Source organism: Ralstonia sp. A12, assembly GCF_000801955.1.
Taxonomy (GTDB): Bacteria; Pseudomonadota; Gammaproteobacteria; order Burkholderiales; family Burkholderiaceae; genus Ralstonia.
This window is the reverse complement of record NZ_JSZO01000028.1, coordinates 313,535-336,686: the sequence shown is the minus strand read 5'-3', so window position 1 is coordinate 336,686 and position 23,152 is coordinate 313,535. Positions and strand designations below refer to the sequence as shown.

The window sequence follows — 23,152 nt, the reverse complement described above, 5'->3', positions numbered from 1 at the left end:
GTTTGGCCTTGGTGGTCCATCCCCTGTTTCATCCCCTGCCGGGGCTGACTCACTTTCTTTGTCTTGCCAAAGAAAGTCAGCAAAGAAAGGCGCGCCCGATGCGGCGAAAGCCTCCTTGAATTTCTGTCGCAAGGAGGGGAAGGGAAAAACTCGCTGCGCTCAAACAGTTTCCCTTCCTTTTTCCTCCTTGCAACAGAAATTCAAGGCGCCGCATAGGGCAGGGAAAGTCAAAGGCCACACCATCTGGACGCCAGCCAAAACGACAAGGCCAACCCCGCGAGGGGTTGGCCTTTGTCTTTTGACGTTCCTGCCCTAGATGGCGCCTTGAATTTTCGTAAGCGGGCGGATAAAGGAAGGAGGCTTGTCTGAGCGAAGCGAGTTTGCCTCCTTCCCCGCACGGTTACGAAAATTCAAGGAGGGGGTCGCCATCTCGGGCGCGCCTTTCTTTGCCTACTTTCTTTGGCAAGACAAAGAAAGTAGGTCAGCCCCGGCAGGGGATGAAACCAGGGATGGACCACCAAAAGCAAAACAGGGAATGAACCCAAAGAGCCCATTCCCCGTTTCCCCACAGCAACCTGCTGCAAGCAGAATCAAACAATCCCAGTGGCGTAGAACATCGCAATCACAAAGAACACTGCCAGCGTCTTGATGATCGTGACGCAGAACACATCGCGATACGCCTCGCGGTGCGTGAGGCCGGTCACGGCCAGCAGCGTGATGACAGCGCCGTTATGCGGCAGCGTGTCCATACCGCCCGAGGCCATCGCCGCCACACGGTGCAGCACCTCCATCGGAATGCCCGTCGCCTGTGCGGCCTGCACGAACTGATCTGCCATCGCAGCCAGCGCAATGCTCATACCGCCCGAGGCCGAACCGGTGATACCCGCCAGCGTGCTCACCGTCACGGCTTCGTTGACGAGCGGATTCGGAATCGCGCGCAGCCCGTCAGCCAGCACTAGGAAGCCCGGCAGTGCAGCGATCACGCCGCCAAAGCCGTATTCCGATGCCGTGTTCATGGCGGCCAGCAATGCGCCCGACACAGCCGCTTTGCTGCCTTCAGCAAAGCGCCCCTTCACAGCGCGGAAGCCGAACACGAGCACGACGATGATGCCGATCAGCAGCGCCGCTTCCACCGCCCAGATCGCCGTCAGCTTGTCAGCTTCCACCGTCAGCGGCTTGGGCAGGCCCGGCAGCGCAACGGTGACGACCTTGCTGTACCACATCGGAATCCAGCGTGTGAACAGCAGGTTCATCACGCCCACCAGCACCAGCGGCGACAGCGCGATCAGCGGATGCGCGAGCGTGCCAGTCTCGGCCGTTTCCGGCTCGTTCACCAGCTTGGTCAGGCCATGGTCATAACCATGGCCGTTGCGCAGTGCCACGCGGCGACGCCATTCCAGATACGCCATGCCCACCACGATGATGAACAGCGCGCCGATCGTACCGAGCCACGGTGCCGCCCACGAGGTGGTGTGGAAGAACGTGGTCGGGATGATGTTCTGGATTTGCGGCGTGCCCGGCAGCGAATCCATCGTGAACGAGAACGCGCCCAGCGCGATCGTGCCCGGGATCAGGCGCTTGGGGATGTTGCCCTGGCGGAACATCTCCGCCGCAAACGGGTACACCGCAAACACCACCACAAACAGCGACACGCCGCCATACGTCAGCAGCGCACACACCAGCACGATGGACAGCATCGCGCGCTTGGCCCCCACCACGCGGATGACCGAGGCTACGATCGAGCGCGAAAAGCCCGACAACTCGATCACCTTGCCGAACACGGCACCGAGCAGGAACACCGGAAAATACAGTTTGACGAAGCCGACCATCTTCTCCATGAAGATGCCGGAGAACACCGGCGCCACGGCCGATGGATCGGTCAGGAGCACCGCGCCCAGGGCGGCCAGCGGTGCAAACAGGATGACGCTGTAGCCGCGGTAGGCGGCGAACATCAGAAATGCCAGCGCAGCCAGCACGATGATCACGGACATCGACAATCTCCTCGCATTCTTCTTTTAAGAGCGATGGATTGTATGTCGCGATGCAGCAGACTCCGTTACGCAATCACGCGTATTGAACTGGCTGCGGAATTGGCGTTGAGCCGCGCCAGGCGTGTGTCTTCGTCACGTTGATATGACAGATCAATGACGGTGGCCCCAGCCACCGCGTCCGCCCCAACCCCGGCCGCCCCAGCCGCGACCACAGCCCCAGCAACCGCCGCCGCCAATCCATACGCTGCCAAAGACCGGCGCCGGATAGAAGGCGGGGCCATAGTAGTAATACGGGTCGTACGGATACGCCGGATATGAAGCCACCGGTGCCGGCGCAACGGCCGCCGGAGCAATCGGATTGCCATAAGCGTCGTAGTACGGCGCGACCACGCAACCGCCCAGCAAGGCGGCTGCGCACACGGCCAGCGCCCCCGGCAAGACTGCGACAAGGCGACCGCGTTGCGATGTCGGGTTCATGATGTGCTCCGTCAGATGCATGTGCATATGCGTTGGACAATGATTGGCCGAGTCGATTCAATGGCTTTCACACTGTGTGACCGCATTCCTTGCCGAATCACTTACTATGGCCGCTTCGCCGTCGCGCGGGGGAGAGATCGCGGCGTGCGATGCCCATAACAACTGGAGGACACATCCATGCAAGCCACGGCAACGCCCGCTCCGGGTGCTCGTGCAACGGCCCCGGCCATATCCGCATCCACCCGGCGCAAGGCCATCATCGCCGCCACCATCGGCAACGGCCTTGAATGGTTCGACTTTACTGTCTACAGCTTCTTTGCGGTCATCATCGCGCGGCTGTTCTTTCCCACGGGTAACGACTTCACCTCATTCATGCTGACGGTTGCGACCTTTGGCGTGGGCTTCTTCATGCGGCCGGTCGGAGCGGTGGTGCTCGGCGTCTATGCCGATCGCGTGGGACGCAAGGCAGCACTGACGCTCACCATCATGCTGATGGCGATCGGCACGGCCATCATCGGGCTCGCACCAACGTATTCGCAGATCGGCATCGGCGCGCCGATCCTGATCGTGATCGCGCGGCTCATCCAGGGCTTCTCGGCTGGCGGTGAAGTCGGCGGTGCCACGGCATTCCTGATCGAATACTCGCCGGATGAACGCCGCGGTTACTTCGCAAGCTGGCAGCAGGCGAGCCAGGGCATCTCGTTCATCCTCGGTGCAGCGATGGGCGCGATCGTCACCAACGGCCTGTCGCCCGAGCAGATCGACGCCTGGGGCTGGCGCATTCCGTTCCTGTTCGGCTTGCTGATCGGCCCGGTGGGCATGTACATCCGCTCGCACCTGCATGAGCCGCCCGCGTTTGAAGAGCAGAAGGCCAAGGCCGAGATGGAATCGCGTCTCGCGCCGCTGTCGCAGGTGCTACGCGATCACCCGCGCGAAGTGCTCGGCGGCCTGGGCGTGACCATCCTGTGGACGGTCTGCACGTACACGCTGGTGTTCTACATGCCGACGTATGCCAAGCAGCAGCTCGGCCTGCCGCTGGGCGCGACGTTCCAGTCGACGGCACTGTGCGGGGCGATCATCTTCGTGCTGTGCCCGATCATGGGCACGCTGTCTGACCGCATCGGCCGCAAGCGCATGTTGGGCACGGTGGCACTCATCATCGCCGCCGCCGCGTATCCGCTCTTCCACTGGCTGAACGTCGACCCGACCGTGCAGACGCTGCTGCAGGTGCAGGTAATCCTGGGGGTGCTGCTGGCCGCGTTCACCGGCCCCGCGCCGGCGGTGCTGGCCGAGCAGTTCCCGACCGCGGTGCGCTCTACCGGCCTGTCTATTTCGTACAACCTGGCGGTGACGATCTTCGGCGGCTTTGCTCCGCTGATCGTGACGTGGCTGATCGCCAGCACGGGCAGCAAGCTGGCACCGTCGTACTACGTGATGGTCGCTGCCATCATCAGCGTGTTTGCACTGTCGCTGATGCACGATCGCACAGGCAAGCCGATCGAGAAGTAAGCCACTGAAATCATCCGACTCGGCAACGGCCGGTGGCTCAAACCACCGGCCGTTCGTCTTTTGCGGCCAGTAGCGCAGCGTTCTCGAGCACACGCGCACCCGGCGCATCCACACGCGCCGCGGCCACCAGTGCGGCCGCCACCGATTCCGCAGGCACCGGCCGCCATGCTTTGGGCACCACCCATCCGATTGCGTGCGACAGATTTTGTGCAATGCGTTCGCCAAACCGGAATTCGCTGCGCTTGCCGAGCAGCAGCGACGGCCGCACGATCGTGACCGACGGAAAGCCGATCGACAGAATGTCTGCTTCCACTTCGCCCTTGCAGCGATTGTAAAAAACGCCCGAACGCGCATCGGCGCCCAGCGCGCTCACCAGCAGGAAATGGTGCGCACCCGCCGCGAACGCGCGCCGTGCCAGCTCCGCCGGATATTCAACATCAACACGCCGGAATGCCGCCTGTGAACCGGCCTGGCGGATGGTCGTGCCAAGCGCGCAGATGACGATGTCGGCGGCCAGTGCGGACTGCGCTTCGGGAGCGTCCAGCCGGTCGAAATCGACCACGCACTCGCGCAACCTGCCGGGCATCGCCTGCCCCGGTGTCAAGGCCCCCTGACGCCGCACCAGCGCGGTCACGCTGCCGGCCCAGGTCTGCGCAACCAGGCGGTGCACCACCGCGCGGCCCACCAATCCGTTGGCGCCGGCCACCAGCACGGCCGGTCCGCGTGGCTGCTCGGCGGCATCGCCGCTGCCCGCGAAGCCTTGTGCGACAGGCGTTTGCGAACTCGACATGATGTTCTCCATGAGGTTTGCATTGGCTGCGAACACACAGTGTACGGCGGCTTTCGTGCCCGCTTCCGGCACCCGGCGTGCGCGCTTTCGGTGCGGACGATGCTTTTCGAAATGCAAACAAACCCTGTCGATATCAGGTGTTTCCCGGATGCCCGGCCCGCAAACGTAGACAGGACAAGTGTCGGTTACGAGCAACGGCCCGCAAAGCCTTGCAGTTAGGGGATTTGCAACCCTTCGCAACGGTGATATAAAACGGGTCGCAGTACAACGCTGTCCAACAAACCTGATGTGGGGAACTGACATGACGACCAAATCCGAACTCGTAGCCGCCATTGCAAAAGACGCAGAACTGAGCAACGCCGCCGCCGAGCGCGCGCTGAACTCCGCGCTGGAAAACATCAAGAAGACCGTCGCCAAGGGCGGCACCATCACGCTGGTTGGCTTCGGTTCGTTCTCGTCGGGCAAGCGTGCTGCACGCACCGGCCGCAACCCGCGCACCGGCGAAGCCATCAAGATCCCGGCAACCAAGACCGTGAAGTTCACGGCTGGCAAGGGCTTCAAGGATGCCGTGAACAAGAAGAAGTAAGAGTCTTCTGCCGAGCTCTACGGAGCCGGGAGACTTGCAAGGGACCCTACGGGGTCCCTTTTCTTTTGGCCGCTTTCTTGACCCAGCGCAAACTCACGCGACCGGCCAGAGCGCGACCAGATAGCCGATCGAACCAACGCGCGCGACCAGCGCATCGCTACCGGACGGCGCATCCAGCCACACTGCCCCACCTTGCGGCACGTCAACGCCATCAAGCGACAGTACGCCGTGCACGCAGTAGACCAGCCATTGCATGCCCGGATGCGTGCGCGGCAACGACCGGCGCTCGCCGGCGGCCAGCGTGATCGCTTCGGCGTGATGCGCCCAAGCGCTGCGGCGCGTCATCACGTTGAAGTCCGAGAGCGGTGCGTCGAGCGTGGCGTGAATGTCCACTTCCCCAGGAAAGCGCACGGGAGCCTCGCCCGGCGAAAGCGACACGACTTCGCCGTCCGCGCGATGCATCGTCAGCCGCCCACCCGCGATCACCGCCAGCGAGCGGTCGATGCCGGCAAAGCGCGAGAACGGTCCCGCCGCATCCACTTGCGCGGTGCTCACGCGCCAGTCAAAGTTTTCAATCGTGGCACCGGCCGGTGCGATGGCGATTTCGGTGGTGACACCGCCGCCGTTCTTCCACGGCATGCGGCGCATTGCGTCGGCAGGGATCAGCTTCATGAGCGGCGCAGCAAGTGATACGCCAGGCGTGCCGCCACACGGACGGTGCGGCGATCTTGGTCGTATTCGGGATTGGTCTCGGCGATGTCCGCCACGCGCACCTTGCCCGTCGCGCACACATGCTGCACGAGTGCTTCAAGCACTGGCAGCGTGATGCCATAGGCGGCAGGCGCGGACACACCCGGCGCCACAGCGGCAGCCAACACATCCATGTCGATGGTCAGGTAAACGTGATCGACATTGGCCAGCCACGCGTCCAGATCGGCCATGCGTGCATCGAGGTGGCGCTCCTGCACGTCGGTGTCTTCCACGTAGTGCGCGTGCAGCGCATCGGCGCGGTCGAACAACGCGGGCGTGTTGGATAAGCGGCTCACACCCAGGCAGCAGTACGTCAGGTCAATGCCGTGCGCGGCGCAGTCCTCAGCGATCTGGTCGAACGGCGTGCCGGAGTTGCCAGGGCGGCTCGTGCGCAGATCGAAATGCGCGTCAAAGTTGACGACGGCCAGACGCCCGCGCCAACCCTGTTTCTGCCAGTGCTTGCGCAACCCCTGATAGGTGCCGAATGCCACCTCGTGACCACCGCCCAGCACGACCGGACGTGCGCCGGCATCGAGCAGTTCGCACACGGCTTCACCGAGTTCGGCTTGGGCACCTTCGAGATCGCCGTCATCACACGTGACATCACCCGCATCGGCGAGCACCGCAAGGCCATGCGCCGGCACGTTGGCCAACGCACGACGAATCTCGCGCGGCGCCTGCACGGCACCCACGCGACCATGGTTGCGTGCGACGCCAGCATCGCAGGCGAAACCGAGCAGCGTAGGCGTACCAGACAGCGACGTCACATAGGCAGACTGCGCGACCTGGAACAGGCGCGTCACATCACCACGCTCGCCTGTGTCATCACGGCCTCGCCAGATAGAAGCATCAAACGTCGTCATCGTCATGAGCGCGTGAGCACCGCTTGCAGGAACGAACGCGTACGCGCTTCCTTGGGCTCGCCAAAGATGACCGACGGCGGACCGGCTTCGACAATGCCGCCGCCATCCATGACCACCACCACGTCAGCCACTTCGCGTGCAAAGCCCATCTCGTGTGTGACGACCAGCATCGTCATGCCTTCCTTGGCGAGCAGCTTCATCACCTGCAGCACCTCGCCGACGAGTTCGGGGTCGAGCGCAGACGTCGGCTCGTCGAACAGCATCACCTTCGGTTCCATCGCCAGCGCACGTGCAATCGCCACGCGCTGCTTCTGACCGCCGGAGAGGCTCGCGGGCATCGCATCCGCCTTGTGCGCCAGGCCCACCTTCTGCAACAGCTCACGCGCTTGCGTTTCGGCTTCGTGCTTCGACTTGCCGCGCAGCATGCGCGGCCCGACGGTGACGTTGTGCAGCACCGAAAGGTGCGGGAACAGATTGAACGACTGGAACACCATGCCGACCTGCTGGCGCAAGTGGTTCAGATCGCTCTCGGGCAGCATTGTGCCGTTGTCGATCAGCCGCTTGCCGCAGATGTCGATGGTGCCGCCTTCCGGCACTTCCAGTCCGTTGCAGCAGCGCAGGAAGGTGCTCTTGCCCGAACCGCTGGGGCCGATCACAACCACCACCTGCGAGGCATCGACCTCGAAGTCGATGCCCTTGAGCACCGTGTGATCACCGTACGATTTGGTCAGGCCGCGGATCTGGATCATGGGCACATCCAGCGCAGATTTAAGTGTTTGCGGGTTCACGTTCATTGCACCATGCCTCCCGCACGGATGTTGCGCTCAAGCCGATGCAGCAGGTAGCTGGCAGCGCTGGTCAGCACCAGGTACACCAGGGCAATCGCCAGATAGACCTCCAGCGAGCGATACGACACGCTGATGATCTTCTGCCCCTCGTGCATCAGGTCGTGAATCGTGAGCAGCGACACCAGCGCCGAGTTCTTGATCAGCGCGATGAACTCGTTGCCCAGCGGCGGGATCATCCGCACCACAGCCTGCGGCAGGATGATCGCGCGCATCGATTGCGCCGACGACATGCCGATCGAACGTGCGGCTTCCATCTGGCCGCGGTCCACCGACTGGATCGCACCACGCACGATCTCCGACACATAGGCGCCCGAATACACGCCCAGCCCCAGCACGCCGCACACGAAGGCCGGCAGCAGGATGTCGAACTGCGGCAGCCCGAAGAACAGCAGGAAGAGCTGCACCAGCAGCGGCGTGCCACGGATGAACGTCACGTACACCGTGCAGATGCCGTAGATAAACCGCCGGCGCGGGTTCAACCGCCCGATGCCGACCAGCAGGCCCAGCACGCAGCCGAGCATCAGCGCGACGGCCGTCACCTCCACGGTGACGAGCGCACCGTGAAGGATGTCGGACCAGCCGGCCCAGACAGGGGAGAAATCCAGTTCCATCAGCGTGTCCGGTCGTCGTTACTTGGCGGCAGCGCCAAACCACTTCTTGAGGATCTGGTCGTACGTGCCATCGGCCTTGATCTTCTCCAGCGCGGCGTTGAGCGCCTTCGTCAGCTCGGGCTGGTCACGGCGCACGGCGATACCGTATTCCTCGGTGGTCAACGCCGGCTCAACGATGCGCAAACCCGGGCGTGCCTTCACGTAGTACGCGGCAGCCGGGCGGCCCGTGACCGCGGCGTCAGCACGGCCGATCTCGACCAGATTGAACATCTGCTCGTTCTTCTCGACTTCCACGCGTTCGACCTTCGGGTAGTTCTCGCGCAGGTAGTTGACCGACTTGGTGCCCACCTGCACGCTCACCTTCTTGCCGTTCAGGTCGGCCGGCGTCTTGACGGCCGTGTTGCCCTGCTTGACCAGCGCAACCAGGCCGCCGTGGTAGTACGGCACCGTGAAGTCCACGACCTTCTTGCGCTCTTCCGTGATGTAGATACCCGAGATGGCCACGTCGAAGCGGCGCGAGATCAGGCCCGGCACGAGGCCCTTGAAGTCGATGTCGGTCCACTCGACCGGGCGGCCCATGGTGCGGGCCAGCGCTTCGATCAGGTCCACATCAAAACCGGTGCGCTTGCCGTTCTCGACAAACTCCATCGGCGCGAAGGTGGCATCGGTGGCCACGCGCAGCGGCTCGCCCGCGGCGTGCGCTGCGGTTGCGAAGGACGCCGCAGCGGACAACGCCACGGCACAAGCCAGCATCGAATGCATGAAATGACGGCGATTCCCCATGAGTGGTCTCCTTGTGTGGTGCGTGTGGGGTGGAAAAAATAATTCGAGTAGTTCGAGTCGTTCGAAGATTCAGATGTCCTGCAGCCGCGCCGAAATAGAGGCGGCCGCAGCCACAGTCATATCGATCAGACGCTGTTCCTTGCCACGCACGCGCGTAGCAGGTGCCATCAACGTGATGGAGCCGAGCGCGTGACCGGGCATGCGGAACACCGGCGCACTCACGCCCCAGACGCCGGGGTCGACTTCACCTTCGGACAACGCATAGCCCGCAGCGCGGATCTCAGTCAGTTCGGTTTGCAGTTGCGCTTGGCTGTCGGCATCAATGGCCAGCAAGTCGGCGAGGATGGCGCGCGCTGCCGTCGGCGGCATGAACGCGAGCAGTGATTTGGCCGAGGCGCCGGCCAGCAGCGGCACGCCGCGCCCCTTCTCGAACGAGCAGCGCAGCGACTGCTGGCTCTCGACCATCTCCAGGCACACGGCCTGGTCTTTGACGGCCACCACAAGCCCGACCGATTCGCCCGACTCGGCCACCAGTTTTGCCATGCCGATGCGCGCTTCCTGCACCAGATGCGAGGCGTGGTCGAAGCCGAGTGCGAGTTGCAGGCTGATCGGCCCGGGCGCGTAGGTGCCCGCCGATTCGAGCACGAAGCCCCAGCGCTTGAGCATCGCCACCTGGCGGTACAGCGTGCTCTGCGGCAGACCGGTCAGCTCAACCAGCTCACGCGCTGCGACCGGGCGGCCGTGGCGCGCGATGGTGGCGAGCACCATCAGCACGCGGTCCGAACCGCTGGTAGCGGCTGCGGGTTGTGCTGAGGTTGATTCGGTCATCGCAACAGCTCCGTGGCATGGAATGCGACGGAGAATGCGACTGTTTTCTCAAATCATCAACGCACGATTCCCGGTATATGAGAAAAGTACGCAAATTCAGTATTTACACCTAGGACGTCTCGGTCACATTCCAGCCCTCTTCGTCCAAACGCGCTTCCAGGAACGCGACGACGGCGTGGGCAGATGCCTCGCTGCGGCAGGTGGTCAACGCGGCGTACAGCGGTGCGGCCAAGCCATTGAGAAAGTCGAGCGGCGCTTCCGGACCTTCGGCAAGGTAGCGCTGCAGCGCCGAGAACGCGCCCGCCTGGCTCAGGCGCCAGTCGGCAATCGAGGCCTGCCGCACGTGGCGCGGCGCCGCCGGCGCGGCTGATGCCGGTTTCGGCGGTGCCTTGGGCTTCGGGGCCACCTTGACTGGTGCGCGGCTTGTTACGTAGCCGTCCGCAATCAAACGCACTATGTCTTCCATGTCGGGGCCGGCGCTGCTCAACTGCGCCAGGATCTCCGCGGCCGACCGCTCGCCGTTGATCAGCAGCAGAATCGCGCGCTGGCGGTGCGTGACATGTCCACTGCGCGTTTGCAGCTCCTGTGTGCCGCGCTCGGTGCGCGCCAGGATATGGCTCAGGTCCATCGTTCCCCTCCCTTTTTTGTATGTGTCTGTTCGGTGAAGGGTCAGTCTAGAAAAACCCGGCGCAGCGCGGACCGTTTGAACGCCGTCAGGCGCCGCATACCGACTATCACGTGCGCAGCATTGCGCTCAACGCCAAAGCAGTCTTTCCGACAGCCGATCCGCCGTCTTGTTAACGCGTGATAACAGCCCGGCGCCCTGCTCCCGCTATGCTTCGCCCCAGCTTGCAGGCCGCTTAGCGGCAGATAGAGCGATAGAAGAAACGAGCCAACGAATACACAAAACGTCTTCAGGAGAAGCACATGGGAATGGGGTTTCAGGGCGCACTGCGCGCCTGGGCGAGCGCGCTCGCCTGCGCATCGACGATGGGCCTGATGGGTGTCACGGCAGCCCACGCACAACAGGCCAGCAATCCGGAACAGGAAATCAAGCAGGCCTGGGCTGCCGCCAAGGCCAGCGCACAGGCGGGGCCCACGTCGGTCGCGCTGCGTGACCAAGCCACGCTCAAGATCGGTGCGAACGAGGTCTTCATCCCGCAGCCGGCCGCCGGCCAGCTCATGCACGCAATGGGCAACGGCAACAACCAGGACTTGCTCGGCCTGGTCATGCCCACCGACGAAGAGAGCGACTGGATGGTGATCGCCGAGTACGAGGCTTCGGGCTACATCAAGGACGACGACGCCAAAGACTGGAACGTCGACGACCTGTTCAAGTCGCTCAAGGAAGGCACCGCTGCCGCCAACGAAGAGCGCGAGAAGCGCGGCATCCCCGCGCTGGAGATCCAGGGCTGGGTTGAGCGCCCGCACTATGACGCCGCCACGCACCGCCTGATCTGGTCGATGGCCGCGCGCTCCAAGGGCCAGCCCGCCAACGAGCCGGAATCGGTCAACTACAACACCTACGCGCTGGGCCGCGACGGCTACATCAGCCTGAACCTGATCACGGCAAGCGACCACGTCAACGCCGACAAGCCTGCCGTGCAGAAGCTGCTGGCCGACCTCGACTTCAAGGACGGCAAGCGCTACACCGACTTCAACGCCAAGACCGACAAGGTGGCCGAGTACGGCCTGGCCGCGCTGGTGGGTGGTATCGCGGCCAAAAAGCTGGGCCTGTTTGCCGTGATTGCCGCGTTCCTGGCCAAGTTCGCCAAGGTGGCGATCTTGGCGGTGGCAGGCTTTGGCGCGGCGATTGCCAAGTTCTTCAAGCGCAAGCCGAGCGCCTGATCACGCCGGCACACACACCATGACCAAGCTGCTGATCCTGCTGTTCTCGGGGCTCAAGTTCGGCAAGCTGCTGACCACCGGCGGCACGATGCTGCTGTCGGTGGTGGTGTACGCCTTTGCGTTTGGCTGGCGCTATGCGGTGGGCTTCGTGGTACTGCTGTTCATCCACGAGATGGGGCATTTCATGGCCGCGCGTCAGCGTGGGCTGGCCGTGGGTGCGCCCACCTTCATCCCATTCGTGGGCGCGTGGATCGAGCTCAAAGAACAGCCGATGGATGTCGAGACCGAGGCGTACATCGGCCTGGCAGGCCCCGTTGCAGGCACCGTTGGGGCGATGCTCTGCTATGGCCTCGCGCGCTATACCGACAGCCAGTTGTTGCTGGCATTGGCCTACGCCGGCTGCTTCCTGAACCTGTTCAACCTGATCCCGATGTCGCCGTTTGACGGTGGCCGCATCACCGCGGTGCTGTCACCGCGCATCTGGTTTTTAGGGGTGCCCGTGCTGGTGGCACTGTTCATGTGGCGGCCGAGCCCGATCCTGATCCTAATTGCAGTGCTGGCCGTGCCGCAGTTGATGAAGGCCTGGCGTTACGATCCGGATGCGCCCGAAAACCGCGCGTACTACAGCATCTCCAACGAGTCCCGCCTGACCTACACCGTGTACTACATCGGTCTGGTCGCCTTCCTGGCAATGATGAGCCACGAGCTGCACGACATGCTGGGCAACGTACGTGCCGTCAGTTGAGCCGTGTAAAAACCAAGCGCGCATAAAAAAACCTCCGCCCTAGAGCGGAGGTTTTTTCTTGGATCGCCGGAGCGGTTCGCTTTAGGCGAAGTTTGCAGCGACGAAGTCCCAGTTGACCAGGGTCCAGAACGCTTCGACGTACTTCGGACGGGCGTTGCGGTAGTCGATGTAGTAAGCGTGTTCCCACACGTCGCAGGTCAGCAGCGGCTTGGCGTCGGTGGTCAGCGGCGTGGCGGCGTTCGAGGTGGACACCAGGTCCAGCGAGCCGTCGGCCTTCTTCACCAGCCAGGCCCAGCCCGAACCGAAGGTGCCAACGGCCGTCTTCGTGAACTCTTCCTTGAACTTGTCGAAGCTGCCCCACTTGGCGTTGATGGCGTCAGCCAGCGCGCCGGTCGGAGCGCCGCCGCCGTTCGGCTTCAGGCCGTTCCAGTAGAACGTGTGGTTCCACACCTGTGCGGCGTTGTTGAACACACCGCCCGAGGACTTCTTGACGATGTCTTCCAGGCTCAGGTTTTCGAACTCGGTACCCGGGATCAGGTTGTTCAGGTTCGTGACGTAGGTCTGGTGGTGCTTGCCGTAGTGGAACTCCAGGGTTTCCTTGGAGATGGTCGGCGCCAGGGCGTCGAGTGCGTAGGGCAGCGGGGGGAGCGTGTGGGCCATTTGTTCTTCCCTTCTGTGGGTTCGTGGGTTGGGAGCGACGATTGTAGGAGAGTTGCAAAACCGGCGCAAACCGCGCGCCAAATACTCGGAATACCCGTGAAACACGTGCGGCATCACACAAACGCGCGCACGCGATCGTTATCAGTAGCTCATGCGTTGGTCACATATCGAGCTTGGGCTGCACCTGGGCGATCTCGATATCGACCGTGCCCTGCGCCAGCCTTGCCTCGATGCGTGCCCGGGCATGCAACGCGTTCGGATCGCGGATCGCGTGCCCCTTGGCGTCGAGCAGGACCGCATAGCCGCGCTCCAAGGTGCGCTGCGGTGCCAACAGCTCCAGGCCGGTGTGTTGGCGCGCCAAACGCTCTTGAGTGCGGGCCAGCGTGTCACGCATGGCGCGTGCCAGAGCCGCCCCAATGCGCTGCACGGCCGCGCGCTCCTGCGCGACATCCGGGCGGGCAGCGGTCAGGCGCATCGTCAGCAAACGTTGCACGTGCTCGGCACGCTGCACGCGGCCGGTCAGGGCAAAACGCAGCCGCCCTTCCAGGTGCGACAGCTGCGTGCGGCGCTCGCGCATCTGCGCCTGCGGGCTGCGTAGACGGCGCGCGAGCCAGTCGACCGTCTGGGCGCGGCGGTCAAGCTGGCGGCGGAACTGTGCTGAGAGTGCATCCCAGTCGCGCCCCACGTCGCGCAGCATGCGAGCGCGGTCCGGGCTGACCAGTTCTGCAGCACCGGTGGGCGTCGGGGCACGCACGTCGGCCACAAAATCGACGATGGTCACGTCCGTCTCATGCCCAACGCCGGCCACGATGGGAATCTCCGAAGCCGCCACGGCACGCGCGACCGGCTCTTCGTTGAACGCCCACAAGTCTTCAATGCTGCCGCCACCTCGGCACAGGATGACGACATCGACTTCTGCCCGGGCATTGACGTTGTCGAGCATGGCAGCGATGCGCTCGGAGGCGCCCGTGCCCTGCACCGGCACTGGATAAACGATCACCGGCACATGCGGCGCACGCCGGCGCAGCGTGGTCAGCACGTCGCGCAAAGCCGCCGCCTGTAATGAAGTCACCACCCCGATGGCACGCGGGTGCCTAGGCAGCGGCCGCTTGCGTTCCGGATCAAACAACCCCTGTGCCTCCAGCGCGGCTTTCAGTCGCAGGAACGCTTCATACAGATTGCCCAAACCGGCGCGGCGGATGCCCTCGACGCTCAGTTGCAGTTCGCCGCGCGCCTCGTACATCGTGACCAAGGCGCGCACCTCGACGGCTTCGCCTTCGCGCGGGGTGAAATCGGCGTACTGGTTGCGCCCCTTGAACATCACGCAGCGGATCTGCGCGCCGGCGTCCTTGAGCGAGAAGTACCAGTGACCGCTGGCCGCACGCGTGAAATTGGAGATCTCGCCACGCACCCAGCCCAGCGGAAAGTTGCGCTCAAGCAGCCCAGCGATCCGCCGGTTGACCTCGCTGACGGTCAACACATCCTGCCCACCCCGAGCCGGTGCGGACGGCGCCGGAGACACTTGAGTGGCTTGCGATGCACTCGCCGCGGGGGCGGGAGCATCCATCCAAAAGGGGCGGCGGGAAGACGGCGGCGTGGTCATAAGTGGTCGTGGCGGCGCAATGCGATGGGGCTCCGGGGCGACTTCTACCTTGAATGAGGGAGAGAATTCGCGTCAGCCGGGCTACCTGTCCACAGCATAACCTCCTTGTCAAGCTTGACAGACGTTACGTGACGCGCTCTCTGCATTTTGACGCAACCCGTTGATTTTTATGAAAAATCCCCTCGTGTCAAAAATTCAGCAGCCCAAGTAATTTCGTTCTGCGTCAAGCATTTAGCGCATGCGCCCCAAGGATGTTCACAAAGTTATCCACAGCAGCGCTGGAAAACCAGGATGTGACGCCTAGGCAGTGGATAAATCGGCGGTGGATTTTCACACGTGCAGGGCTTGCATCCCCATTTCTCCGTAGAAAACCCTGTTGCCCATTTTTTAGGCGGCACACCGAACACCCTTTTGAATCAGTCACTTAAGGTGCTTGTCCGGGCAATGTCCACAACCCGTCCACAAGACTGTCCCGTATCCGTGTGGATTTCCCGCCGGTTTTGCGAGCGGCACGCGGCTTTTTCCCAAAATCTGCACAGAAACCCCGGCTGCACATTTTTTAAGCATGGCATCAGACTCCCTTATGCATCAAGCACTTAGCTCGCTTGTTCGGGGAATGTCCACAACCCGTCCACAAAACTGTCCCGCTGCGATGTGGATTACCCACCGGCTTCAGAGGGAGTCGGGCGTTTTGCACGTGGATTGGCCCCAAAAATGTCCATTGCACATTTTTTAAGCAGAGCACCGAACACCCTTTCGCATCAAGCACTTAGCTTGCTTGTTCCGGCAATGTCCACAACCCGTCCACAAGACTGTCCCGCATGGTTGTGGATTGTGCGCGCACTGAACTCTGTGACGACGCTTTGACTATCGGACGTGCCTGTCGCTACGGTGCGCCATCGTGTTGCCGAGGCAGGTCCGACGCGCTAGAGTGGCGCCTGTTTTTGCCGCAACGGACCGCGTTCGGGGACGCGGACGGCATGAACAGCACACGAGGGCCGCATCCATTGCGCCCCAAATCACTCTTTCCACAACGACAAAACGGGTTGTCCAGTGTTTTCCATCATTCAAGCCGCCGGCTGGCCGATCTGGCCGCTGTTGATTGCCTCGGTGCTCGCTCTCGCGCTCATCATCGAACGCTTCGTCGCCTTGCAGCGCAAGAAGATCATTCCGTCCAAGGTGTATGACGAGGCGCTGGCCGTTGCGCATCAACGCAAGGCCACGCCGGAAGTGGTGAATACGCTGGAACAGGGTTCGCCGCTGGGCCGCCTGCTGGCCGCCGCGCTGCGCCACGTGGTGCTGCATCCCAACACCACGCGCGACGCCGCCAAAGAAGTGGTGGAAGAAGCCGGCCAGAACGTCGCCCACCGTCTGGAGCGCTATCTGAACGCGCTCGGCACGATCGCTTCGGTGGCGCCGCTGATGGGCCTGTTTGGCACCGTGGTCGGCATGATCGAAATTTTCGGCAGCCAAACCGCCGCGGGCACCAACCCGCAAACCCTGGCACACGGTATCTCCGTCGCCCTGTACAACACGGCGCTGGGCCTGGTCGTGGCCATCCCGACGCTGATCTTCTGGCGCTACTTCCGTGGCGTGGTCGATAACTATGTGGCCGAGCTGGAACACCTGTCGACCATGTACCTCGACGCGATCCTGCCGCCGCGGCGCGGTTGATCCGGGCTTTGCGAACTGGATAGAGCCATGCGCTTCCGCCCGCGCCACGCCCGCGAAGAGCCGGAGATCAACCTGATCCCGCTGATCGACGTGCTGCTTGTGATCCTCATCTTCCTGATGATCACGACCACGTATTCCCGCTACACCGAACTGAAGGTCAACCTGCCGACTGCCGACGCCGAGAAGGCAACCGAGCGCCCGGGCCAGATCGTCGTGTCCGTCACTGCCAACGGCGTCTACTCCGTTGACAAGCAAGTGCTCGATACACGCGACGTGACCAGCCTGGCCGACGCCCTGCACAATGCCGCAGGCAACGCCGGCGGCCGCGAACCCATCGTCGTCGTCAACGCCGATGCGCAAGCCGCGCACCAGGCCGTGGTGAACGTGATGGAAGCCGCCCGCGTGGCCGGCCTCTCGCACCTGACCTTCGCAACGCAAACCGGCAACGCCGCCCACTAAACCGACACCCCACCGCCACCGCCTGCGCATGCCCGTCGCCCAGCACCGCCTCGCCAGCTTCGTCACCCGCCAATGGCAGCAACGGGGCTGGTTCGCGTGGCTGATGCGACCGCTGTCGTGGCTGTTCGGGGCAATCAGCGCGCTGCGCCGGCTGCTGTTCCGCTGGGGCTGGCTGCGCTCGGTGCGCCTGCCGATGCCGGTGGTGGTGATCGGCAACGTCACCGTGGGTGGCGCAGGCAAGACGCCCGCCGTGATTGCGCTGGCCTCGGCACTGGCCGATGCGGGCCTGCGCCCGGGCATCGTCTCGCGCGGCTACGGTGTCGAACTCAAGCACCCGCGCCCGGTGCGTGAGCACTCCCGCGCAGAAGACGTCGGCGACGAGCCGCTGCTCATCGCCCGCGCCACCGATCTGCCCGTGTGGGTCTTCCCCGACCGCGTGCTCTGCGCACAAACCCTGCTGGCCTCACACCCGGGCTGCAACGTCATCGTGTGCGACGACGGCCTGCAGCACTACCGCCTGCGCCGCGACATCGAGATCATCGTGTTCGACACGCGCATGGGCGGCAACGGCTTCCTGCTGCCCGCCGGCCCGCTGCGCGAACCGATGACGCGCAAGCGCGACGCCACGCTCATCAACGACCCGAACTACCGCGCGACGCCCGATCGCCCGAACATCTTCGGCATGCACCTCGCGCTGCAGGACGCCTACAACCTGGCCGACCCGGCGCTGCGCCGCCCGCTCGCCCAGTTCGCACGCGTCGAAGGCGAGCAACTGCTGGCCGCCGCCGGCATCGGCAACCCCGAGCGCTTCTTTGCCTCGCTGCGCGCCGAGGGCCTCAAGCCCAGCACGCTGCCGCTGCCCGATCACTACGACTTCGCGAGCAACCCGTTCGCCGACAGCCACGCCGAGGTGATCCTGATCACCGAAAAGGATGCCGTAAAATGCGGCCATCTCGACGATCCGCGCATCTGGGTAGTGCCGACCACACCGGTGGTCGACGCGGCGCTGGTCGAACAGGTCTGCCAGCGCGTGCGCGCCCTGGCCGATCGCGCTACGCCCAAGGCAAGCGCACAATAACGCCCTCTGCCCTATCTGCTGTATCGGCGCGCTGCCCGGCTTGGGTGGCCGCCCCGGAGCCACTACCGCCATGGACAATCGCCTGCTGGAAATCCTCGTCTGCCCGTTGTGCAAGGGCACGCTGCAACACGACCGCGCCAATAACGAACTGATCTGCCACGTCGACAAGCTCGCCTACCCAATCCGCGACGGCATCCCCGTCATGCTGGCTGACGAAGCCCGCCAGACCGTGGAAGGCACGCCGGTCGATCCGGCCTGACATCCGAGCTGATCGTCATGTCGCACGCACCGTTCATCGCCGTCATTCCCGCACGGCTAGCTTCCACGCGATTGCCCAACAAGCCACTGGCCGACATCGGCGGCAAGCCGATGGTGGTGCGCGTGGCCGAGCGTGCGCACCAGTCGTCTGCCGCGCGCGTGGTGGTCGCCACCGATGCGGCATCGGTGGCCGACGCCTGCATGCAGCATCACGTGGAAGCCGTGCTCACCCGCGCCGACCACGCCTCCGGCACCGACCGCCTGGCCGAAGTGGCCACCGTGCTGGGGCTGCCCGATGACGCCATCGTCGTCAACGTGCAAGGCGATGAGCCGCTGATCGCCCCGACGCTGATCGACAATGTGGCCGCCCACCTGCGCGACCACCCGGACTGCGCCATCGCCACCGCTGCGCACCCGATTCACGACGCGGCCGATGTGTTCAACCCGAACGTCGTCAAAGTCGTGCTGGATGCTGCCGAGCGTGCTCTGCTGTTCTCGCGCGCGCCGCTGCCCTGGGCGCGTGATACCTGGACGCCCGCTGTGCTGGCGCAACCCGCCGCCGAGCGTCCGCTGCCGGCCATGCCGGTGCTGCGCCATATCGGCATCTACGCCTATCGCGCCGGCTTCCTGCGCCGCTTCCCGCAACTGGCCGCCGCACCGCTTGAGCAGACCGAGCAGCTCGAACAACTGCGCGCCATGTGGCACGGTGAGCGCATCGCCGTGCTCACCACCGACGACGCTCCCGCCGCCGGTGTCGACACGCCGGAAGACCTCGCCCGCGTGCGCGCCGCCTGGAGCGAACTGCTGGCCCAGGATGGCCCCTGAAGCATAGATTTCGCGGAACTTGCGGCCACCACGCCGAAACCCCGGCGCTGGCGTGGCATAATCGCGAGGACGACAAGTCGCATGCAGGCGCCCACGCAAGGCGCCGCAGCGATAACAGGGAGACAAATCGAGCCCTCGGTGCCGCCGTCCGGCGGGTACCGGATCCCCAGTGTCCCGGTAAGGCTGGCGTCAACTTCGCCAGCTAGGCTGCCTGTTTGTGTCGATCAGGCGCGCATTAAGGCGTATTGGGAATCCGCCCTCTCGGACCGATTCCCAACGCGCTTCACGCTGCCAGAGAGCGCGACAAGATTCGAAAACTTGAGGAACTCGTCACCATGCGGTTGATTCTGTTGGGCGCGCCCGGCGCCGGCAAAGGTACGCAAGCCAAATTCATCTGCGAGAAATTCGGTATTCCGCAGATCTCCACCGGCGACATGCTGCGCGCCGCCGTCAAGGCCGGCACCCCGCTGGGTATCGAAGCCAAGAAGGTGATGGACGCAGGCGGCCTGGTGTCGGATGACATCATCATCGGCTTGGTCAAAGATCGCCTGCAGCAGCCTGACTGCAAGAACGGCTACCTGTTCGACGGCTTCCCGCGCACCATCCCGCAAGCGGAAGCCATGAAGGACGCCGCCGTGGCGATCGACTACGTGCTGGAAATCGACGTGCCGTTCGACGCCATCATCGAACGCATGAGCGGCCGCCGCGTACACGTGGCCTCGGGCCGCACGTACCACGTCAAGTACAACCCGCCCAAGACGGAAGGCGTGGATAACGAAACCGGCGAACCGCTGATCCAGCGCGACGACGACAAGGAAGAAACCGTGCGCAAGCGCCTGGACGTGTATGAAAACCAGACGCGTCCGCTGGTCGACTACTACTCGCAGTGGGCTGCCAACGGCAACGACACCGCCAAGGTGGCACCGCCGAAGTACCGCAAGATCAGCGGCGTGGGTAATGTGGATGAAATTACCGCCCGCGCGTTCGGTGCACTGCAGGACTGATCGCCCCCTACGGACCCGCTAAGGAAAACGGCGCCTCATGAACGAGGCGCCGTTTTTTTTTGCGCGATCGCCCACCGCTTCGCGCTACCATATGACGTTGACGTAAACGTCAAGTAACGCACAGACCACACACAAGGAGACACGGCATGGAGATTCGCGATCAGGTATTCATCGTCACCGGCGGCGCGTCGGGACTGGGCGCCGGCACGGCACGCACGCTGGCAGAGGCTGGCGGCAAGGTGGTGATTGCTGACCTGAACGAGGCGGCGGGCACGGCGCTGGCACAAGAACTGGGCGGCCGCTTCGTGCGCTGCGACGTTGCATCGGAAGCCGACGGGCAAGCCGTGGTCGACGCCGCCACCTCGCTGGGCACGCTGCGTGGGTTGGTGAACTGCGCAGGCATCGCCACGGCTTCGCGTACGGTGGGCAAGACAGGACCGCATCCGCTGGACCAGTTCGCGCGCGTCATCAACATCAACCTGATCGGCACGTTCAACATGATCCGCCTGGCCGCGACGGCCATGGCCGGCAATGAACCCAACGCGGGCGGCGAGCGCGGCGTGATCATCAACACGGCGTCGGTGGCAGCGTTTGACGGGCAGATCGGCCAGGCGGCCTATGCGGCGTCCAAGGGCGGCGTAGTGGCGATGACGCTGGCGATTGCCCGTGACCTGTCGCGCGACGGCATCCGCGTGATGACGATTGCGCCGGGCATCTTCGAGACGCCGATGCTGCTGGGCATGCCGCCCGAAGTGCAGGACGCGCTGGGCAAGATGGTGCCGTTCCCACCTCGCCTTGGTAAGCCGGCGGAGTATGCGCAGCTCGCGCGCGCCATCGTCGAGAACCCGATGCTCAACGGCGAAACCATCCGCCTGGATGGCGCCATCCGCATGCAACCCAAGTAAGCCAGGCGATCAGGCGGCCGCCGGCAGCGCCATCCGGCGAATCATCTGCCACGCCGCCTCGGCCGCCGGCGACAGCGACCTGTCATGCCGGCGCGCCAGCACAATGGCGCGCGTCTCCTTCGGTGCAAGCGGCACCGACACCAACGGCGACGACGACGGCAGCGGCAACGACAGCGACGGCACCACGCCTGCGCCGATCCCCGCCTCCACCATGCCGAACACGGCACTGCTGTGGCCCATCTCCTGGGCCACGTCAGGGTGCACGCCGTGGCGCAAAAAAATCCGGTCGATCAGCGGGCGACTGCCTGAAGCATGGTCCAGCAGAACGACCGCCGTGCGATGCAAGTCTTTCCAGCGCACGCTGCTGCGCTGGGCGAAGGGATGATCCTTGCGGCAGACCAGGCAGAACGGGTCGATCAGCAACGGCTCCGTCCACAGGCCCTCGGTGTCGAGCGGCTCCACCACCACACCGAAATCCGCCCCGCCCGTGCGGATCAACTGCAGCGTGTCGACTTGCACCGAGTCCCGCACGATCATGCGGATGTCCGGATAGCGCGCTGCGCATTCGGCCACGTACACCGGCATCAAACGCGTCGATACCGTGGGGCTGGATGCCACCACCACGCGCCCGCGCCGCTGCTCACTCACCTGACGCGCCTGATGCAGCGTGTCATCCAGATCGGCAATGAGGCGATCCAGCGCCGTCGCCAGTGAGCGCCCCACCTCCGTCAGCACCACTTCGCGCGTGGTGCGATCGAGCAGCTTCAGGCCGAGCTCGCCTTCCAGCTCTGAGATCGAGCGACTGACGGCCGGCTGCGTCAGGCCAATGGTGTCGCCCGCGCGACTGAAGCTGTGCGCACGTGCCACCGCCAGGAAGACGCGCAACTGACGCAGGGTCACATTCATGCCGACACCGTATAAATTGATTCGATCAATGCATTTGTATTCTAGATGCGGATGTTGTGCAATAGCGCCTATCCCCGCATCCCACTGGCGCCAGCACGTAATTGTGATGGCACATGCATATGAAAATTCCGCTGTTGTCTCGTATTGATGGATTCATCCAAGCCATGTTGGTGATGGTGGCGCTGGCCCTGCTCTTCCCATCGCTCGGCGCCAGCGATGGTCCGCTGCATCTGGATGTCGTCACCATCCTTGGCGTTTCGTTGATCTTCTTTCTGCACGGCGCGGCACTGTCGCCCGAGAAAATCGTGGAAGGGGCGCGCAATTGGCGCTTGCACTTGTTCGTGCAGAGCTGCACGTTCATCCTGTTCCCTCTGATTGGCGCAGCCATCCTGCTGGTGTGCAAACCGTTCATTCCGGCCGAGTTGCTGCTGGGCGTGTTCTACCTGTGCGCGCTGCCGTCCACGGTGTCGTCGTCTGTGGCGATGACGGCCATCGCCAGGGGCAACGTGCCCGCGGCAATCTTCAACGCCACCATCTCGGGCTTGATCGGCATGATGGTCACACCGCTGCTCATGAGCTTCCTGATCCACGCGTCGGGTGCGGACTTGTCGGTCGGCAAGGCGATGTTGGGTGTTGCTGAGCAATTGCTGTTGCCCTTCGTGCTGGGTCAGTTGCTGCGTCCGGCACTGCGTGGCGTCATGACCAAACACAAGGCCATCATCAACAAGATCGACCGCGCGGTGATCCTGCTGATCGTGTTCAACTCGTTTGCCGATTCGACGCACGCAGGGGTGTGGTCGAAGTATCCGTGGGAGACCGTCGTAGCCGTGGCCGCTATGAGTGGCGCGCTGCTGTTCGTGGTGCTGGGCGCGACGACGTGGCTCGCGCGGCGTGCGGGCTTCGGGCTGGCTGACGAGATCACCGCCGTGTTCTGCGGCTCGAAGAAGAGCCTGTCCAGCGGTGTGCCGATGGCGAAGATTCTGTTTGCGGGCAACCCCGCACTGGGGCTGATCGTGCTACCAATCATGATCTACCACCAACTGCAGTTGATCGTGTGCTCGGCGCTGGCACGCAAGTATGCAGATCGCGTGGCGCACGCCGAGGCGGGTGCCGGTGCACCGGCCAGCCGTCCGGCCTGACCGCTTGGGCCA

General features: G+C 63.9%; 25 protein-coding genes. 12 read left to right on the top strand and 13 right to left on the bottom strand.

The genetic code is table 11. The features are described from left to right. Window positions 1-590: 590 nt before the first annotated feature. Window positions 591-1,991, bottom strand: a complete 1,401-nt coding sequence (locus PI87_RS23565) for a GntP family permease (protein ID WP_039600132.1) — start codon at window positions 1,989-1,991, stop codon at window positions 591-593. 150 nt (window positions 1,992-2,141) lie between these two features. Then, window positions 2,142-2,468, bottom strand: a complete 327-nt coding sequence (locus PI87_RS23560; RefSeq protein ID WP_039600163.1) for a hypothetical protein — start codon at window positions 2,466-2,468, stop codon at window positions 2,142-2,144. 177 nt (window positions 2,469-2,645) lie between these two features. Between PI87_RS23560 and PI87_RS23555 the strand changes: the two genes are divergently transcribed. Then, on the top strand, window positions 2,646-3,977 hold the full coding sequence (locus PI87_RS23555; RefSeq protein WP_039600131.1) for an MFS transporter: 1,332 nt from the start codon (window positions 2,646-2,648) through the stop codon (window positions 3,975-3,977). 37 nt (window positions 3,978-4,014) lie between these two features. On the opposite strand, the gene PI87_RS23550 is transcribed toward PI87_RS23555, so the two are convergent. Continuing rightward, the gene (locus tag PI87_RS23550) at window positions 4,015-4,767 is read right to left on the bottom strand and encodes an oxidoreductase (protein WP_039600162.1); all 753 of its coding nucleotides are present in this window, start codon (window positions 4,765-4,767) and stop codon (window positions 4,015-4,017) included. 301 nt (window positions 4,768-5,068) lie between these two features. Here PI87_RS23550 and PI87_RS23545 point away from each other — a divergent pair, with 301 nt between their 5' ends. Beyond that, window positions 5,069-5,353, top strand: a complete 285-nt coding sequence (locus PI87_RS23545) for an HU family DNA-binding protein (RefSeq protein ID WP_003272088.1) — start codon at window positions 5,069-5,071, stop codon at window positions 5,351-5,353. A 93-nt stretch (window positions 5,354-5,446) separates the two neighbouring features. Here the strand turns inward: PI87_RS23545 and PI87_RS23540 are convergent, their stop codons facing one another. From PI87_RS23540 to PI87_RS23510, 7 genes are all read right to left on the bottom strand, one after another. Beyond that, window positions 5,447-6,025: a HutD/Ves family protein gene (locus PI87_RS23540; RefSeq protein WP_039600130.1), complete on the bottom strand. Its 579-nt coding sequence runs from the start codon at window positions 6,023-6,025 to the stop codon at window positions 5,447-5,449. Next, window positions 6,022-6,972, bottom strand: a complete 951-nt coding sequence (gene hutG / locus PI87_RS23535) for a formimidoylglutamase (RefSeq protein ID WP_039600129.1) — start codon at window positions 6,970-6,972, stop codon at window positions 6,022-6,024. The genes PI87_RS23540 and hutG overlap by 4 nt, the downstream gene beginning before the upstream one ends. Then, window positions 6,969-7,760 (bottom strand): amino acid ABC transporter ATP-binding protein, encoded by a 792-nt coding sequence (locus PI87_RS23530; RefSeq protein ID WP_039600128.1) that lies wholly within the window; start codon window positions 7,758-7,760, stop codon window positions 6,969-6,971. The genes hutG and PI87_RS23530 overlap by 4 nt, the downstream gene beginning before the upstream one ends. After that, window positions 7,757-8,425, bottom strand: coding sequence for an amino acid ABC transporter permease (locus tag PI87_RS23525; protein WP_039600127.1), 669 nt, complete (start codon window positions 8,423-8,425; stop codon window positions 7,757-7,759). Before PI87_RS23525 ends, PI87_RS23530 begins: the two co-directional genes overlap by 4 nt. 18 nt (window positions 8,426-8,443) lie before the next feature. Next, the gene (locus PI87_RS23520; protein ID WP_039600126.1) at window positions 8,444-9,208 is read right to left on the bottom strand and encodes a glutamine ABC transporter substrate-binding protein; all 765 of its coding nucleotides are present in this window, start codon (window positions 9,206-9,208) and stop codon (window positions 8,444-8,446) included. A 69-nt stretch (window positions 9,209-9,277) separates the two neighbouring features. Then, the gene (locus PI87_RS23515) at window positions 9,278-10,036 is read right to left on the bottom strand and encodes an IclR family transcriptional regulator (RefSeq protein ID WP_039600125.1); all 759 of its coding nucleotides are present in this window, start codon (window positions 10,034-10,036) and stop codon (window positions 9,278-9,280) included. Between the two features lie 109 nt (window positions 10,037-10,145). Then, window positions 10,146-10,664: a hypothetical protein gene (locus PI87_RS23510; protein ID WP_039600124.1), complete on the bottom strand. Its 519-nt coding sequence runs from the start codon at window positions 10,662-10,664 to the stop codon at window positions 10,146-10,148. Window positions 10,665-10,963: 299 nt separating this feature from the next. On the opposite strand from PI87_RS23510, the gene PI87_RS23505 reads away from it, so the two are divergent. Both PI87_RS23505 and PI87_RS23500 read left to right on the top strand, forming a co-directional pair. Beyond that, window positions 10,964-11,884: a DUF2167 domain-containing protein gene (locus tag PI87_RS23505; protein ID WP_039600123.1), complete on the top strand. Its 921-nt coding sequence runs from the start codon at window positions 10,964-10,966 to the stop codon at window positions 11,882-11,884. Between the two features lie 19 nt (window positions 11,885-11,903). Then, window positions 11,904-12,629 (top strand): site-2 protease family protein, encoded by a 726-nt coding sequence (locus PI87_RS23500; RefSeq protein ID WP_039600122.1) that lies wholly within the window; start codon window positions 11,904-11,906, stop codon window positions 12,627-12,629. An 81-nt stretch (window positions 12,630-12,710) separates the two neighbouring features. On the opposite strand, the gene sodB is transcribed toward PI87_RS23500, so the two are convergent. Beyond that, window positions 12,711-13,289, bottom strand: a complete 579-nt coding sequence (gene sodB / locus PI87_RS23495) for a superoxide dismutase [Fe] (protein WP_039600121.1) — start codon at window positions 13,287-13,289, stop codon at window positions 12,711-12,713. Window positions 13,290-13,449: 160 nt separating this feature from the next. Further along, a complete protein-coding gene (xseA, locus tag PI87_RS23490; RefSeq protein ID WP_039600161.1) occupies window positions 13,450-14,856 on the bottom strand; it encodes an exodeoxyribonuclease VII large subunit in 1,407 nt (468 codons plus the stop codon). 1,089 nt (window positions 14,857-15,945) lie between these two features. Here xseA and PI87_RS23485 point away from each other — a divergent pair. The 7 genes from PI87_RS23485 to PI87_RS23455 all read left to right on the top strand — a co-directional run bounded on the left by PI87_RS23485 (window position 15,946) and on the right by PI87_RS23455 (window position 21,095). Then, window positions 15,946-16,566: a MotA/TolQ/ExbB proton channel family protein gene (locus PI87_RS23485; RefSeq protein ID WP_039600120.1), complete on the top strand. Its 621-nt coding sequence runs from the start codon at window positions 15,946-15,948 to the stop codon at window positions 16,564-16,566. Window positions 16,567-16,593: 27 nt separating this feature from the next. Further along, complete coding sequence (locus PI87_RS23480; protein ID WP_039600119.1) at window positions 16,594-17,025, top strand: ExbD/TolR family protein; 432 nt, start codon at window positions 16,594-16,596, stop codon at window positions 17,023-17,025. Between the two features lie 28 nt (window positions 17,026-17,053). Next, on the top strand, window positions 17,054-18,103 hold the full coding sequence (lpxK, locus tag PI87_RS23475) for a tetraacyldisaccharide 4'-kinase (protein WP_039600118.1): 1,050 nt from the start codon (window positions 17,054-17,056) through the stop codon (window positions 18,101-18,103). Between the two features lie 70 nt (window positions 18,104-18,173). Then, a complete protein-coding gene (locus tag PI87_RS23470; protein WP_004631803.1) occupies window positions 18,174-18,362 on the top strand; it encodes a Trm112 family protein in 189 nt (62 codons plus the stop codon). Window positions 18,363-18,379: 17 nt separating this feature from the next. Beyond that, complete coding sequence (gene kdsB / locus PI87_RS23465; protein ID WP_039600117.1) at window positions 18,380-19,186, top strand: 3-deoxy-manno-octulosonate cytidylyltransferase; 807 nt, start codon at window positions 18,380-18,382, stop codon at window positions 19,184-19,186. Window positions 19,187-19,521: 335 nt separating this feature from the next. Beyond that, on the top strand, window positions 19,522-20,190 hold the full coding sequence (adk, locus tag PI87_RS23460) for an adenylate kinase (RefSeq protein ID WP_039600116.1): 669 nt from the start codon (window positions 19,522-19,524) through the stop codon (window positions 20,188-20,190). Between the two features lie 146 nt (window positions 20,191-20,336). Next, window positions 20,337-21,095 (top strand): 3-hydroxyacyl-CoA dehydrogenase, encoded by a 759-nt coding sequence (locus tag PI87_RS23455; RefSeq protein ID WP_039600115.1) that lies wholly within the window; start codon window positions 20,337-20,339, stop codon window positions 21,093-21,095. Window positions 21,096-21,104: 9 nt separating this feature from the next. On the opposite strand, the gene PI87_RS23450 is transcribed toward PI87_RS23455, so the two are convergent. Then, window positions 21,105-22,001, bottom strand: a complete 897-nt coding sequence (locus PI87_RS23450) for a LysR family transcriptional regulator (RefSeq protein WP_039600114.1) — start codon at window positions 21,999-22,001, stop codon at window positions 21,105-21,107. 119 nt (window positions 22,002-22,120) lie between these two features. Here PI87_RS23450 and PI87_RS23445 point away from each other — a divergent pair, with 119 nt between their 5' ends. Then, window positions 22,121-23,140 carry a bile acid:sodium symporter family protein gene (locus PI87_RS23445; protein WP_039600113.1) on the top strand — a complete coding sequence of 340 codons (1,020 nt, stop codon included), beginning with the start codon at window positions 22,121-22,123 and terminating at the stop codon, window positions 23,138-23,140. Window positions 23,141-23,152: the final 12 nt, after the last annotated feature.